This window comes from Jiella pacifica, assembly GCF_010500815.1.
GTDB classification, from domain to species: domain Bacteria; phylum Pseudomonadota; class Alphaproteobacteria; order Rhizobiales; family Rhizobiaceae; genus Jiella; species Jiella pacifica.
The window spans coordinates 20,041-34,672 of record NZ_JAAAMG010000026.1 but is presented as its reverse complement, the minus strand read 5'-3'; the positions used below and the strand labels follow the sequence as shown (position 1 = coordinate 34,672).

The following is a 14,632-nucleotide window of genomic DNA, read 5'->3' as shown; positions in this document are numbered from 1 at the left end:
GCCCGACAGCGTCAGGCGGGAATAAAGTACGACTGAAGCGGACGAACTTCAAGATTGCCTTTCTTCAGCGCAGCGATCGCTTCGGCGGCCGCCACCATGCCCGCGAGGGTGGTGTAGTACGGCACCTTGTGGATCAGCGCGGCGCGACGCAGCGAGCGCGAATCCGACAGCGCCTTCGCCCCCTCCGTGGTGTTGAGGACGAGCTGGACCTGGCGGTTGCGAATCGCGTCCTCGATGTGCGGGCGGCCTTCCAGCACCTTGTTGATCTTCGTCGCCGGGATGGCGTTGGCGACGAGGAAGCGCTGGGTGCCCCCTGTCGCCAGCACCTGGAAGCCGAGCTCGGCGAGGCGGCGCACCGCCGGCAGGCAGCGCTCCTTGTCGGAATCCTTGACCGAGACGAACACTGTGCCGTCGCGGGGCAGGTCGACGCCGGCGCCGAGCTGTGCCTTGGCGAAGGCGATCGAATAGTCGTAGTCGAGCCCCATCACCTCGCCGGTGGAGCGCATCTCCGGGCCGAGCAGCGTGTCGACGCCGGGGAAGCGGGCGAAGGGGAACACCGCCTCCTTGACCGCGATGTGGCGGACATTGTGGGTGTCCGGCTTGCCGCCATAGTGGTCGAAGGCAGCTTCCAGGCTCTCGCCGGCCATGATGCGGGCGGCGATCTTGGCGATCGGCCGGCCGATCGTCTTGGCGACGAAGGGTACGGTGCGCGAGGCCCGGGGATTGACCTCGAGGACGTAGATCTCGCCGTCCTTGATGGCGAACTGGACGTTCATCAGCCCGCCGACATGCAGCGAGCGGGCGAGCGCCTCGCTCTGCCGGGCGAGCTCGTCGGTCGTCTCCTTCGACAGGGTATGCACCGGCAGCGAGCAGGCCGAATCGCCGGAATGGATGCCGGCTTCTTCGATATGCTCCATGATGCCGGCGACGAAGCTGTTCTTCCCGTCGGAGAGGCAGTCGACGTCGACCTCGATGGCGTCGGCGAGATAGCTGTCGAAGAGCAGCGGGTTCTTGCCGAGCAGCGTGTTGATCTGGCCGGTCTTGTCGTTCGGATAGCGCTGCTTGATGTCCTCCGGCACGAGGCCGGGGACGGTGTCGAGCAGATAGCTCTGCAGCATCGTCTCGGAATGGATGATCTGCATCGCCCGGCCCCCGAGCACGTAGGACGGGCGCACGACCAGCGGGAAGCCGATCTCGGCGGCGACAAGCCTCGCCTGTTCCACGGAAAAGGCGATGCCGTTGTTCGGCTGTTTCAGGTCGAGCTTGGTCAGCAGCTTCTGGAAGCGGTCGCGGTCCTCGGCGAGGTCGATCATGTCAGGGGCGGTGCCGAGGATCGGGATGCCGTTCTTTTCCAGCGCCTCGGCAAGCTTCAGCGGCGTCTGGCCGCCATACTGGACGATGACGCCGACGAGCTCGCCGCGCTCCTGCTCGGCCTTCATGATCTCGATGACGTCCTCAGCCGTCAGCGGCTCGAAATACAGCCGATCCGAGGTGTCGTAGTCGGTCGAGACGGTTTCAGGGTTGCAGTTGATCATGATCGCTTCCAGCCCCGCATCCTTGAGGGCGAAGGCGGCATGGCAGCAGCAATAGTCGAACTCGATGCCCTGGCCGATTCGGTTCGGCCCGCCGCCGAGGATGACGACCTTCTTGCTGTCGGAGACCTCTGCCTCCGTGCGCAGGGAGCCGGCGAAGGGCCGCTCGTAGGTCGAGTACATGTAGGGTGTGGGCGAGGCGAATTCGGCGGCGCAGGTGTCGATGCGCTTGAACACCGGCCGGACGCCCAGCCGGTTGCGCAGTTCCGCGACCTCCTTCGGCCGCTTCTTTGTCAGGCTGGCGAGGCGCGCGTCGGAAAAGCCCATCGCCTTCAAGAGCCGCAGATTGCTCGCATCCTCCGGCAGGCCGAGCGCGGCGATCTTCTTTTCGGTGTCGACGATCGCCTTCAATTGCGCCAGGAACCAGCGATCGATCTTGCAGCCTGCATGGATGTCCTCGATCGACATGCCGAGGCGCATCGCCTGGGCGACCATGCGCAGGCGGTCCGGCGTCGGCGTGCCGATGGCGGCGCGGATGGCGTTCTTGTCGTCGGTGGTGTCGCCGTCTGTGCCAAGGCCTGGGATCTCGATCTCGTCGAGGCCGGTGAGGCCTGTCTCGAGGCCGCGCAGGGCCTTCTGCAGAGACTCGGCGAAGGTGCGGCCGATCGCCATCACCTCGCCGACCGACTTCATCGCCGTCGTCAGGATCGGCGAGGCGCCGGGGAATTTCTCGAAGGCAAAGCGCGGGATCTTGGTGACGACGTAGTCGATCGACGGCTCGAAGGAGGCCGGCGTCGCGCCGCCGGTGATGTCGTTGTCGAGTTCGTCCAGCGTGTAGCCAACGGCAAGCTTGGCCGCGACCTTGGCGATCGGAAAGCCGGTGGCCTTGGAGGCCAGCGCCGAGGAGCGCGACACACGCGGGTTCATCTCGATGACGACGAGGCGGCCGGTGTCGGGATTGACGGCGAACTGCACGTTGGAGCCGCCGGTCTCGACGCCGATCTCGCGCAAGACCGCGATCGAGGCGTTGCGCATCACCTGATATTCCTTGTCGGTGAGCGTCAGGGCAGGGGCGACGGTGATCGAGTCGCCGGTGTGGACGCCCATCGGATCGATGTTCTCGATCGAGCAGACGATGATGCAGTTGTCCGCCTTGTCGCGGACCACCTCCATCTCGAACTCCTTCCAGCCGAGGACGGATTCCTCGATCAGCACCTCGGTGGTCGGCGAGGCGTCGAGCCCGGTCTCGACGATCTCGAAGAATTCCGAGCGGTTGTAGGCGATGCCGCCGCCGGTGCCGCCCATGGTGAAGGAGGGGCGGATGATCGCCGGCAGGCCGACGTCCTCCAGCGCCTCGGCCGCGGCGGCGAGCGCCCGGCCCATGTAGCGCTGCTTGCGCTCGCCCTCGCCGTGCTGCCACTCCAGTTCGAGGGCGGCGAGGCGGGCCTCCAACTCGGCCGGATCGGCGATCTCGTTCGAAAGCGCAGCCTTCTTCGCCTCATGGGCGGCGCGGTCGGCGGCCTTGGCCTCGCTGGCGTTGGCGAGCCGCGACGCAGGCGTTTCGAGACCGATCCGCGCCATCGCCTCGCGGAACAGCGAGCGGTCCTCGGCCATGTCGATGGCGTCGGCATCGGCCCCGATCATCTCGACGCCGTATTTCTCCAGAACCCCCATGCGGCGCAGCGACAGGGCCGTGTTCAGCGCCGTCTGGCCGCCCATGGTGGGCAGAATCGCGTCCGGCCGCTCCTTGGCGATGATCTTGGCGACGACCTCCGGGGTGATCGGCTCGATATAGGTGGCGTCGGCGAGATCGGGATCGGTCATGATCGTCGCCGGGTTGGAGTTGACCAGGATGATCCGGTAGCCTTCCTCGCGCAGCGCCTTGCAGGCTTGGGTGCCCGAATAGTCGAACTCGCAGGCCTGACCGATGATGATCGGGCCGGCGCCGACGATGAGGATCGATTTGAGGTCTGTGCGTTTGGGCATCGCGTGGTCTTCCGGTGCATGCCAAAGCCCCGGCGCGCAGACAGGCGGGCGGCCGGACGGGCTGGCAATCGAGAGGCTGAGGCCGGCTTATAGGGAAGGTGGACGGACGGCGAAAGGGGTCGGGGACGGAAACGGCGAATTGGCGCAGAGCGACAGGCCGGTACGGCCTTCGTGCTTCAGATCTGCGGTCTTTTATGGGGAGGGAGGCGTTGCGGCCGAGCCTTTTCCGTCCGATCCGTCGTCTTCGGGGTCCGCCTCGGGGGGAGCCTGTCTCAGAAGCGCCGCGTCATATCGCTCGTGTCCCAGCGCCAGCGCGACGCAGGCCAGCTCGACGTTCTTCGGGATCTCCACCGTCTTCCCGTCGCGGTGACCCTTTTCGTAATATTGGATGACGCGTTTCTTCAGGCCAAGTTTGTCGGCGGCCTCCTTCTGCTTGAGGCCGAGGCGCTTGCGCCAATCCTTGAAAGTCTCGGGGGTCATATCGCTCTCGACGCCTTACAGTCTCTTCCTTCGAAACCACTGGAGCAGAACTCCGTGGCCACTTCACGGCACTGTGATCCTGCCGCTTGCCCATCCGCGTTGGTCGGGGCGGCGCGGTGATCGAACCGGCGGCCCGGCCGCAACGCCCGCGCTTGTCGGTGATTGCGTATGATCCCCCCTACTCGGAATGTGAGCGCCGGCCAAGAAAAAACGCACGAGGTGCGCTGCAAAATGCGCACATAGTGCGCTGGTCGCCCTTGACGGATGCGCACATGGTGCACATTCTCCCATCGTGACGTATGGAGAATTCATGCTCGCGCAGGTTTTCTACCATAACGTCATCGATGTTATGGCAAACAGAGAAAGGGTGAGCTGCCATGTTGGCGGATATTCTGGTCGGCCGCTCTTCTTACGGCGGTGACCGCGGACGGGACGATCTGCATCGACACGCGACGTTCAGCTGCGGCGTCAAGTCGTTTTGGAAGCGAGCAATGAAACTGCTCCGCTTCGCCTGACGGCGACGCAGGAGACCACGGAAAACGAACGAAACCGGCGCTGGAGATGTCTCCCCGGCGCCGGTTTCGTTTCGGTTTGCTGCCGGCCCAATCGGACGGGCCGACGTGCCGCGAAGGACCGCTCGAGCTGCCTTGATCAGGCGGCCTTCTTCGACCGGCTTTCCTCGATCATGTCGAAGAAGCGCTGGAAGAGGTAGTGGCTGTCCTGCGGGCCGGGCGAGGCCTCGGGGTGATGCTGGACCGAAAAGACCGGCTTGCCCGACAGCCTGAGGCCGCAGTTCGTTCCGTCGAAGAGCGAGCGGTGGGTTTCCTCGACGCCGGCCGGCAGGCTGTTCGAAGCGACGGCGAAACCATGGTTCATCGAGACGATCTCGACCTTGTTCGTGGTATAATCCTTCACCGGATGGTTCGCGCCGTGATGGCCCTGGTGCATCTTCTCGGTCTTGGCGCCGAGCGCCAGCGCCAGCAGCTGGTGGCCGAGGCAGATGCCGAACAGCGGCACCTCGGCCTCGATCAGCTTGCGGATCGTCGGCACGGCGTACTCGCCGGTCGCCGCCGGATCACCCGGGCCGTTCGACAGGAAGACACCGTCGGGCCGGTGGGCGAGGATCTCCTCGGCGCTCGCCGTCGGCGGCATGACGATCACCTCGGCGCCATGGCCGCACATCAGCCGAAGGATGTTGCGCTTGGTGCCGTAGTCGACGGCGACGATCTTGTAGCGGGGCTCGGCCATCTCGGCATAGCCGGCATCCCAGATCCACGGCGCTTCCTTCCAGGCTGCAGACTGGCCGACGGCGACCTCCTTGGCGAGATCGAGCCCGACGAGCCCAGGCCAGGCCTTCGCACGGGCCTTCAGGGCCTCGATGTCGAACTCGCCGGCGGCCGAATGGGCGATGACGGCGTTGGGCATGCCGTTGTCGCGGATCCAGGCAGTGAGTGCCCGCGTGTCGACACCGGACAGGCCGATGACGCCGCGGGTCTTCAGCCAGGCGTCGAGGTGACCGGCCGAGCGATAGTTCGACGGGGCGGTGACGTCGGCCCGGAAGATCGCACCCACCGCGCCATGGGAGTTGGCCGGGGTGAGGTCCTCGTGGTCGTCGGGATTGGCGCCGACATTGCCGATATGCGGGAAGGTGAAGGTGACGATCTGCTTGGCATAGGAGGGATCGGTGAGGATTTCCTGATAGCCGGTGAGGGCGGTGTTGAAACAGACCTCGCCTTCGATCGCTCCTTCGGCGCCGACGCCGAATCCCTCGATCACCGTTCCATCGGCAAGGACGAGCACTGCCGTCGTCCTGCGCTCAGTCCAGGCTTCGCCGGTCATGGTCGTTCCTTTCGGGTCGTATGCTGCTGATGTTGCGAGCGGTTTCGCGCGGTGCGCACCGTCACAGACTGCACATATCAGGTGCGCGTCAGGCGGAGGCAAGACATCTTGCGCTAAGTCTTGGGCGTCTTTACATGCAGCCGGTGCCGACGAGCAAGAGCGTCGAGGCGCCGGGCCGACCCCGGCAGACCCGATGCAAACAGGCGACATCCCCCCGTTTCGTTCACAGCGTTGCGTCGCTCGAAACGCGATTGGACCTTTACGTCGGTCCTCTACAAGTATTGCACTACGTCAACGCCAGCGCGCTCGTCAGTCGCGCCGTCAACCGAACTCGAAAGTCAGGCAATCATGCGCGAGCATCTTTCCGACGCTCTCAACGCCGCAGTCAAACAGCAGGACAAGCGCCGCATCTCGACGTTGCGGCTGATCACCACCGCGATCAAGGACCGCGACGTCGCCAACCGGACCGCCGGCCGCGATCCGGTGAGCCAGGAGGAGGTGCTGCACATCCTCATCAAGATGATCAAGCAGCGCGAGGAATCGGCGCGGACCTACGAGGACAACGGGCGCCTGGAACTGGCCGAGCAGGAGCGTGAGGAAATCGCCATCATCCGCGAGTTCCTTCCTCCGCAACTCGACCCGGGCGAGATCGAGCTGGCCTGCCGCAAGGCCGTCGAGGACACCGAATCGAAGAGCCTGCGCGACGTCGGCCGATGCATGAACAAGCTCAAGGAGCGCTATCCCGGCAAGATGGACTTCGGCAAAGCCTCCACCGTGGTGAAGGGCCTCTTGCGCTGACAAGGACGCTTCCATCCGAGGCTGCCGAAGCACCTGCGAAGCCGGCAGGAAGCCGGCGCTTCGGGGCCGTTCGCGCGGTGTCGCCCCAGTTGACTTGCCCGCCGCGACTCCCTATACGCAGCCCATTCGCGATTTTTGCGGCTGGCACGGGGCTCGAACGAGGACCGGCCGGCTGTTTTCGGCCATAAAAGCCCCCGCGTGAACGATCGGGCGCATTGCCCAACAGGAAAGCGGGCTTCACGGCCTGCCATGACATTGTAGGAGAAGCGACGTGGCCCGTATCGCTGGCGTCAATATCCCATCCGGCAAGCGCGCTGTAATCGCGCTGCAGTACATCCACGGCATCGGTCCGTCCTTCGCCCGCGAGATCATGGCGAAGGCGAACCTGACCGAGGATCGTCGCGTCAACGAGCTCAGCGACGCCGAGGTGCTGCAGATCCGCGAGATCATCGACCGCGACTACCACGTCGAGGGCGACCTGCGCCGCGAGATCGCGATGAACATCAAGCGGCTGATGGACCTCGGCTGCTACCGCGGCCTGCGTCATCGCCGCGGCCTGCCGGTCCGTGGGCAGCGCACCCACACCAATGCCCGCACCCGCAAGGGTCCGGCCAAGGCGATCGCCGGCAAGAAGAAGTAAGCTTTTGCGGGAACGGGCGCCGGCAACTCGCCGCGCGCCCGCTTTCGTTCGGGGATGGGGTCGTTCGCCCGGTCGGGGCGTCGTCGTATCCGTTCCCGACGTCGCGGCGCCATTCGGCGCTGCAGGTGGAGCCGCCGGAATTACGGCGGTGTCGAGATCGAACAGGAAGTTTGAATGGCCAAGGAAGTCCAACGCGTTCGCCGCCGCGAGCGCAAGAATATCTCGTCGGGTGTGGCGCACGTCAACTCGACGTTCAACAACACGCTGATCACCATCACCGACGCCCAGGGCAACACCATTGCCTGGTCCTCGGCCGGTGCGCAGGGCTTCAAGGGCTCGCGCAAGTCGACCCCCTTCGCGGCGCAGATCGCCGCCGAGGATTGCGCCAAGAAGGCGCAGGAGCACGGCATGCGCACCCTCGAGGTCGAGGTCTGCGGGCCCGGATCCGGCCGCGAATCGGCGCTGCGCGCCTTGCAGTCGTCCGGCTTCACCATCACCTCGATTCGTGACGTGACGCCGATCCCGCACAATGGCGTTCGGCCGCGCAAGAAGCGCCGCGTCTGAGGCCGTCTCGCAACGGCGCGCCGCTTGGCCGCGCCGTTGCGCGTGGTGAAGACCCGGCCGTCATGCGGCCAGTGCAAGGGCGGAGCGCGAAGCGCTCCGCTGTTCGAGTTTCCGGAAGGCCCTGCCGGCACGTGCTGGCGGGCGACCGGCATCAGACCTATCGCCACGATTGGATGGTGGCGAGGAAACTGAGAGGCATCCACCCATGATTTCCAGCAACTGGCAAGAGCTGACGAAGCCGAACCAGCTTGTCTTCAAGAACGAGAACAGCCGCACCCGGGCGACGCTCGTTGCCGAACCGCTCGAGCGCGGCTTCGGCCTGACGCTCGGTAACGCGCTTCGCCGCGTCCTGCTGTCGTCGCTGCGCGGCGCGTCGGTGACGGCCGTCCAGATCGACGGCGTCCTGCACGAATTCTCCTCGATCCCGGGCGTCCGCGAGGACGTCACCGACATCGTCCTGAACGTCAAGGAGATCAACATCTCCATGCAGGGCGAGGGACCGAAGCGCATGGTCGTGCGCAAGTCCGGTCCGGGCGTCGTCAAGGCCGGCGACATCCAGACGGTCGGCGACATCGAGGTCCTGAATCCCGAGCACGAAATCTGCACCCTCGACGAGGGCGCGGAGATCCGCATGGAGTTCACGGTCAACACCGGCAAGGGCTACGTCCCTGCCGACCAGAACCGTGCCGAGGATGCGCCGATCGGGCTCATCCCCGTCGACTCGCTGTTCTCGCCGGTCAAGAAGGTGTCCTACAAGGTCGAAAACACCCGCGAGGGTCAGGACCTGAACAAGGACAAGCTGACCATGACGATCGACACGGACGGCTCGATCTCCGGCGAGGACGCCGTCGCTTATGCGGCGCGCATCCTGCAGGACCAGCTGTCGGTCTTCGTCAACTTCGAGGAGCCGCAGCGCGACGTTCGTCCGGGCGCAGCCGGCGGCGTCGCCGACGAGCAGATCGCCGAGCTCGCCTTCAACCCGGCGCTGCTCAAGAAGGTCGACGAGCTGGAGCTTTCGGTCCGTTCGGCCAACTGCCTGAAGAACGACAACATCGTCTATATCGGCGATCTCATCCAGAAGACCGAGGCGGAGATGCTGCGCACTCCGAACTTCGGCCGCAAGTCCTTGAACGAGATCAAGGAAGTCCTGGCGTCCATGGGCCTGCACCTCGGTATGGAGGTGCCGTCCTGGCCGCCGGAGAACATCGACGATCTCGCCAAGCGCTACGAAGACCAGTACTGAGCCAAAGCGTCCCGGCTGCCCCGGAAGGGGTGGCCGGGCGCATGCGTGTATCGGCACGCGAATCATTCAAAGGAACGGCGGCCTGTCGGACGGTCCGGCAGGGACGCAAAGATCCCGACCACGGCGAAAAGCCGGCTTTTTCGAAGGAAACCAACCCATGCGTCACGGCAATCGCGGCCGTAAGCTCAATCGTACCGCCAGCCACCGCAAGGCGATGTTCGCCAACATGGCGGCCTCGCTGATCGAGCACGAGCAGATCATCACCACGCTTCCGAAGGCCAAGGACCTGCGTCCGATCGTCGAGAAGCTCATCACCCTCGGCAAGCGCGGCGATCTCCACGCCCGCCGTATCGCCGGCTCGCGCCTGCAGGACGACGCGGCCACCGCCAAGCTGTTCGACACGCTGGCCGCCCGCTATGCCGAGCGCCAGGGTGGCTATTGCCGAGTGCTCAAGGCCGGCTTCCGGCGCGGCGACAACGCCCCGCTCGCGGTCATCGAATTCGTCGACCGGGACCCGGATGCGCGCGGCGCCGCCGACCGCGCTCGGCTCGAAGCCGAAGGCGGCGAGGAAGCGGCATAAGCCGCAAGCGCCGTATCGAATGACTTGTCAGGGGGGGCTTCGGCTCCCCTTTTTTTGTCCGCCGTTTGGCCTTGGTTCTTCGCCTTCACGGGAACGGCTGAGAGCCCCCACAGGTTTCCGGCAAGACCACACGGGCATGCCTGGATGCGATCACTCTCCTGGAAATTGCTCGAAAACCTTTGGGCGGGAATAACGACAATCCGGGCAAAGACTTACAGGCCGATCTTGTGGATCGACATCCGCCGCGTGCCTTCGAGCACCGGCATCGAAATGTCGCGAGCGGGGGCCGACCAATCACGAGCGAGAGCGACCAGACCATGACGCAAGAGCGTGTCCTCCTCACCGGCGCATCGGGCTTCATCGCCAAGCATGTCGCGCTGCAGCTGCTCGATGCCGGATACCGCGTTCGCGGGACCGTCCGCACGGCGGAGAAGGGCGAGAAGCTGCGGCGGACGCTTGCCGAGAATGGAGCCGATGTCTCGCAGCTGGAAATCGTCTCCGCCGACCTGATGCGCGACGATGGCTGGGACGAGGCCGCGGCGGGCTGCGACTTGGTCTGCCACATGGCCTCACCTCTGCCGCTTCGACAGCCGCGCGACCGCCAGGCGCTGGTGCCGGCGGCCAAGGGCGGGGCGGTGCGGGTGGTCGAGGCGGCGGCGCGGGCGGGCGCGCGGCGGCTGGTGATGACCTCGTCGGTGGCGGCGATGTCCTATGGCCACGGCAAGGAGCACAGCGGCACCATCGGCGAGGCGGATTGGTCGAACGTCGAGGCGTCGGACATTTCCCCTTACGCCATCTCAAAGACCGAAGCGGAGGCCGCGGCCTGGAAAGCGGCGAAGGTCGGTGGCCTCGACATGGTGTCGATCAACCCGGTTCTCGTCGTCGGACCGCTGCTCGACGACGAGGCCGGCGCCTCGATGCAGCTGGTGCGGCTGATGATGCGGGGCCGGATGCCTGCCGTGCCCGACATTGCCTCCGGCTTCGTCGACGTGAGGGACGTCGCGGCCGCCCATGTCGCCGCGCTCACCGCCGAAGGCGCGGTCGGGCGACGGTTCCTCTTGTCGGCTGGGACACTGTCGCTGCTGGAGTTTGGGAAGGCGATCGGCGAGGCCGTGCCGGATTATGGGGACAAGATGCCGCGGTTCGTCCTGCCGAATTTCGTCGTGCGGCTTGCGGCTCTGGTCAGTTCCGATGCACGGTCGGTGGTCGGCGAACTCGGCCGCGGCAAGACGCTGGTGTGCGACCCGGCGAAAGCGATGCTCGGCTTCGCGCCGAGGGGCCCGAAGGATGCCATCGCTGCCGCGGCACGCAGTCTGCGCGACAAAGGCGCCGTGCACTGACCGACGCGCATCGTCATGATTGACGCTAGGTAAACCGGAATGGTAGGATCACATCCGGCAAAGCGCTCACTGTGGCCGAAATGACATCGCCGCTTGGGATCCCGTGTGCGATAGGCTCCGCACATTCGTTTTTCGTTCGAAGCAAGGCAACCAAATCGCGCCTTAACCCTTTGAAGACATGAATGGGGCGACCGCCACAACATTGTGGCAACGTTTACGCGGTTGAAACAATCTTCATGAATGATGCGAGCACAATGAACACGACCGGCTGGAGTACCATGCGTCGAACCCTCCTGACACTCCTCGGCGCAATCGCCGCCTTTGGCGTGCTGACGGCGAGCTACGCCACGGCGGATCTGCCGGGCGACAGCGTTTCGAGCGAAATCGTCGGCACAAGCGGCAACTAAGCCGCGGCCACACGAAATGAGACGGATGAGGGGCCTTCGAGGCCCCTTTTTCGTGGCATTCGTCTGGTCTATCCCCGTCTTCGAGATTCGCGCCTTTGCTCGAGGATGACATGAAGCTGAAATTCCTGGCGCTCGCCGCCGTGCTTCTGATCGGGACGGCTTTTGCGGCTCCCACGGTCCTGTCCGAGGGCTCGAGCCTTCACCAGCTGTTCGCGCCGTCCGGCACCCTAGAGCCGGTTCGCCTTTCCCGCAGTGATGACGGATTGCGGGGGGAGTTGCGCCGCGACGACGGACCCCAGTGGGGCGAGAGCGACGTGGCGGACCTCGGGGGCGGGCCGCTTCGGGTTGCAGAGGCTGGAGCCGCTGAGGAGCGGGTTCCCGCCTCGGCCGCAGAGATCAAGCTGAGCTTCGCCCCGCTGGTCAAGAAGACGGCGCCGGCCGTCGTCAACGTCTATGCGGCGCGCAAGGTCGCGGCGCGGCGCTCGCCCTTTGCCGACGACCCCTTCTTCGGCCAGTTCTTCGGCAACCGCTTCGACAACCCGCCGCGGATGGAGCAGTCCCTCGGCTCGGGCGTCATCGTCGACGCTTCGGGGCTGGTGGTCACCAACAACCACGTGGTCGAGGGCGCCGACGAGGTGAAGGTCGCCTTTGCCGATGGGCGGGAATTCGACACCAAGGTGGTCTCCAAGGACGCCACCGTCGATCTCGCCGTGCTGAAGATCGACGGGGACGGGCCGTTCGCGACCATCCCGATCGCCGATTCGGACGATCTTCAGACCGGCGACCTGGTGCTTGCCATCGGCAATCCGTTCGGCATCGGCCAGACGGTGACCAACGGCATCGTCTCGGCGCTCGCCCGCAACCACATCGGCGTCAACGACTTCGGTTTCTTCATCCAGACCGATGCGGCGATCAATCCCGGCAATTCCGGTGGCGCGCTCATCGACATGAGCGGGCGGCTCGTCGGCGTCAACACGGCGATCTTTTCGCGCTCGGGCGGCTCGAATGGAATCGGCTTCGCGATCCCGTCCAACATGGTCGCGACCTTCGTGCGCGCGGCGGAGAATGGCGGGCGCTACGAGCGGCCGTTCATCGGCGCCGACTTCGCGCCGGTGACGGCAGACATTGCCGAGGCGCTGGGTCTGCCGCGCCCGACCGGCGCGCTGGTGCGGTCGGTCTATCCGGATGGTCCCGCGGCCAAGGCCGGCCTCAAGGTCGGCGACGTGGTGATGAAGGCCGACGGCAAGGAGGTGGCCAACCCAGACGCGCTCAACTATCGCTTCGCCACGCGCGGGATCGGCCAGAGCGTCGCGCTCGCGGTGCTCTCCGCCGACGAGACCGGAGACTTGACGCTGCCGCTCGAACAGGCGCCGGAAACGCCGCCGCGCGACGAGGAAACGATCGACGGGCGGAATCCTTTCGCCGGGGCGACGGTGTACAACCTTTCGCCGCGGGTCGCCGGCGAGTTCCAGCTGCCGCAGGATGCCACGGGCGTGGTCGTCGCCAAGGTCGCGCCGCGCTCGCTCGCCGCCCGCTTCGGCCTGCAGCCGGGCGACATCCTGCTCGAGGTCAATGGCGAGAGCGTCGATTCGACCAAGTCATTGGTGGCGATCGCCGGCGAGGACTATCGCGGCTGGCAGTTCGACATCGAGCGGGGCGGTCGGCGTCTCACTCAGGTCGTGCGCTGAGATGGGCGACCTCTTCGGCGACGACCCACCTCCGGCATCGTCGAAGCCGCGGCAAGGCGGCAGCCCGGCCGCGACCTCGGAGAACGGGCCGATGAACCGGGCCGAGAAAAAGCCCGCAGCCGCCCGGCCGCTCGCCGACCGGCTGCGACCGCAGAAATTGTCGGAGGTGGTCGGCCAGGAGCATCTGACCGGGGAGGGCGGCGCACTCACGCGCATGCTCGCCAACGGCAGTCTCGGTTCGTTGATCTTCTGGGGGCCGCCGGGGACCGGCAAGACCACCGTGGCGCGGCTTCTGGCCGGACAGGTGGACTATGCCTTCGAGCAGATCTCGGCGATCTTTTCCGGCGTCGCCGATCTGAAGAAGGTGTTCGAATCGGCGCGGCTGCGGCGGCAGAACGGCCGGGCGACGCTGCTCTTCGTCGACGAGATCCACCGCTTCAACCGCGCCCAGCAGGATTCGTTTCTGCCGGTGATGGAAGACGGGACGGTCGTTCTCGTCGGTGCGACGACGGAAAACCCGTCCTTCGAACTCAACGCCGCGCTGCTTTCGCGGGCGCGGGTTCTGACCTTCCGGTCGCTCGGGCCGGAAAGCCTCGGGCGGCTCGTCGACCGGGCGGAGGAAGAGACCGGCCGCGCGCTGCCCCTCGACGAACAGGCGCGCGAGCTGCTGCTGCAGCTTGCCGACGGCGACGGGCGGGCGGTGCTGACGCTGGCCGAGGAGGTCTGGCGGGCGGCGGGCAAGGACGAGGTGCTGGATGCCGAGACGCTGCTGTCGGTCGTGCAGCGCCGGGCCCCGATCTACGATAAAGGCCAGGACGGGCACTACAACCTGATCTCGGCGCTGCACAAGGCGGTGCGCGGCTCGGACGTCGACGCGGCGCTCTATTGGCTCTGCCGGATGCTCGATGCCGGCGAGAACCCGCTCTATCTCGGGCGCCGGCTGGTGCGCATGGCATCGGAAGACATCGGCCTTGCCGATCCGAACGCCCTGACGGTGACGCTCGCCGCCAAGGACGCCTACGACTATCTGGGCTCTCCCGAAGGGGAACTGGCGCTGGCCGAGGCGACGGCCTATCTCGCCGCCGCGCCGAAGTCGAACGCCGTCTACGTCGCCTACAAGGCGGCGATGCGGGCGGCGAAGGAGCACGGCTCTCTGCTGCCGCCCAAGCACATCCTCAACGCCCCGACGAAGCTGATGAAGGAAGAGGGCTACGGGACCGGCTATCTCTACGACCACGACCAGCCCGACGGTTTCTCCGGCCAGGACTACTTTCCGGAGGAGATGGGCCGCCAGCGCTTCTACCAGCCGACCGATCGTGGCCGGGAGCTGAGGCTCGGCGAGCATCTGGCACGGCTCGACAGGCTGCGGCGCGAGCGCGGGGGCAGATGAGCCCAGGGTGAATCGGCCGCCATGCTCCTTGCGGAAACTTCGACCGGGACGCTCCGTCACCGCGAAAACAACGACACTTCACCGTTCAATTCTGCCGCACGAGCGCTGCGGATAGCCGGTCTTCGTGGCGGCTTTCGAAAGTTTC

General features: G+C 65.9%; 12 protein-coding genes. 9 read left to right on the top strand and 3 right to left on the bottom strand.

All coding sequences use genetic code 11. The annotated features are described in order from the left end of the window. Positions 1-11: 11 nt before the first annotated feature. The 3 genes from carB to carA form a co-directional block, all read right to left on the bottom strand. Positions 12-3,518 carry a carbamoyl-phosphate synthase large subunit gene (gene carB / locus GTK09_RS22920; protein ID WP_163465735.1) on the bottom strand — a complete coding sequence of 1,169 codons (3,507 nt, stop codon included), beginning with the start codon at positions 3,516-3,518 and terminating at the stop codon, positions 12-14. A gap of 192 nt (positions 3,519-3,710) precedes the next feature. Further along, entirely contained in the window at positions 3,711-3,998 is a 288-nt protein-coding gene (locus GTK09_RS22915) for a helix-turn-helix domain-containing protein (RefSeq protein WP_163465734.1), read from the bottom strand. A gap of 651 nt (positions 3,999-4,649) precedes the next feature. Further along, positions 4,650-5,837, bottom strand: coding sequence for a glutamine-hydrolyzing carbamoyl-phosphate synthase small subunit (gene carA / locus GTK09_RS22910; RefSeq protein ID WP_163465733.1), 1,188 nt, complete (start codon positions 5,835-5,837; stop codon positions 4,650-4,652). Positions 5,838-6,185: 348 nt separating this feature from the next. Between carA and GTK09_RS22905 the strand changes: the two genes are divergently transcribed. The 9 genes from GTK09_RS22905 (at position 6,186) to GTK09_RS22865 (ending at position 14,487) form a co-directional block, all read left to right on the top strand. Beyond that, a complete protein-coding gene (locus tag GTK09_RS22905; protein ID WP_163465732.1) occupies positions 6,186-6,635 on the top strand; it encodes a GatB/YqeY domain-containing protein in 450 nt (149 codons plus the stop codon). A 271-nt stretch (positions 6,636-6,906) separates the two neighbouring features. Beyond that, positions 6,907-7,275, top strand: coding sequence for a 30S ribosomal protein S13 (gene rpsM, locus GTK09_RS22900; protein WP_163465731.1), 369 nt, complete (start codon positions 6,907-6,909; stop codon positions 7,273-7,275). Positions 7,276-7,449: 174 nt separating this feature from the next. Next, entirely contained in the window at positions 7,450-7,839 is a 390-nt protein-coding gene (gene rpsK, locus GTK09_RS22895; RefSeq protein ID WP_083594541.1) for a 30S ribosomal protein S11, read from the top strand. A gap of 205 nt (positions 7,840-8,044) precedes the next feature. Beyond that, positions 8,045-9,082 (top strand): DNA-directed RNA polymerase subunit alpha, encoded by a 1,038-nt coding sequence (locus GTK09_RS22890; RefSeq protein ID WP_163465730.1) that lies wholly within the window; start codon positions 8,045-8,047, stop codon positions 9,080-9,082. A 157-nt stretch (positions 9,083-9,239) separates the two neighbouring features. Beyond that, on the top strand, positions 9,240-9,662 hold the full coding sequence (gene rplQ / locus GTK09_RS22885) for a 50S ribosomal protein L17 (protein WP_163465729.1): 423 nt from the start codon (positions 9,240-9,242) through the stop codon (positions 9,660-9,662). 317 nt (positions 9,663-9,979) lie between these two features. After that, the gene (locus GTK09_RS22880) at positions 9,980-11,002 is read left to right on the top strand and encodes an NAD-dependent epimerase/dehydratase family protein (RefSeq protein WP_163465728.1); all 1,023 of its coding nucleotides are present in this window, start codon (positions 9,980-9,982) and stop codon (positions 11,000-11,002) included. Between the two features lie 254 nt (positions 11,003-11,256). After that, complete coding sequence (locus GTK09_RS22875; protein WP_163465727.1) at positions 11,257-11,409, top strand: hypothetical protein; 153 nt, start codon at positions 11,257-11,259, stop codon at positions 11,407-11,409. 110 nt (positions 11,410-11,519) lie between these two features. Further along, on the top strand, positions 11,520-13,097 hold the full coding sequence (locus GTK09_RS22870; RefSeq protein WP_163465726.1) for a DegQ family serine endoprotease: 1,578 nt from the start codon (positions 11,520-11,522) through the stop codon (positions 13,095-13,097). Positions 13,098-13,188: 91 nt separating this feature from the next. After that, positions 13,189-14,487 (top strand): replication-associated recombination protein A, encoded by a 1,299-nt coding sequence (locus GTK09_RS22865; RefSeq protein WP_163465725.1) that lies wholly within the window; start codon positions 13,189-13,191, stop codon positions 14,485-14,487. The last annotated feature ends 145 nt before the right edge of the window (positions 14,488-14,632 follow it).

What these genes read in the sequence shown, in the direction of transcription:
- carB (WP_163465735.1), bottom strand. Translation starts at nt 3,518, where the DNA reads ATGCCCAAACGCACAGACCTCAAATCGATCCTCATCGTCGGCGCCGGC.
- GTK09_RS22915 (WP_163465734.1), bottom strand. Translation starts at nt 3,998, where the DNA reads ATGACCCCCGAGACTTTCAAGGATTGGCGCAAGCGCCTCGGCCTCAAG.
- carA (WP_163465733.1), bottom strand. Translation starts at nt 5,837, where the DNA reads ATGACCGGCGAAGCCTGGACTGAGCGCAGGACGACGGCAGTGCTCGTC.
- GTK09_RS22905 (WP_163465732.1), top strand. Translation starts at nt 6,186, where the DNA reads ATGCGCGAGCATCTTTCCGACGCTCTCAACGCCGCAGTCAAACAGCAG.
- rpsK (WP_083594541.1), top strand. Translation starts at nt 7,450, where the DNA reads ATGGCCAAGGAAGTCCAACGCGTTCGCCGCCGCGAGCGCAAGAATATC.
- GTK09_RS22890 (WP_163465730.1), top strand. Translation starts at nt 8,045, where the DNA reads ATGATTTCCAGCAACTGGCAAGAGCTGACGAAGCCGAACCAGCTTGTC.
- rplQ (WP_163465729.1), top strand. Translation starts at nt 9,240, where the DNA reads ATGCGTCACGGCAATCGCGGCCGTAAGCTCAATCGTACCGCCAGCCAC.
- GTK09_RS22880 (WP_163465728.1), top strand. Translation starts at nt 9,980, where the DNA reads ATGACGCAAGAGCGTGTCCTCCTCACCGGCGCATCGGGCTTCATCGCC.
- GTK09_RS22875 (WP_163465727.1), top strand. Translation starts at nt 11,257, where the DNA reads ATGAACACGACCGGCTGGAGTACCATGCGTCGAACCCTCCTGACACTC.
- GTK09_RS22870 (WP_163465726.1), top strand. Translation starts at nt 11,520, where the DNA reads ATGAAGCTGAAATTCCTGGCGCTCGCCGCCGTGCTTCTGATCGGGACG.
- GTK09_RS22865 (WP_163465725.1), top strand. Translation starts at nt 13,189, where the DNA reads ATGAACCGGGCCGAGAAAAAGCCCGCAGCCGCCCGGCCGCTCGCCGAC.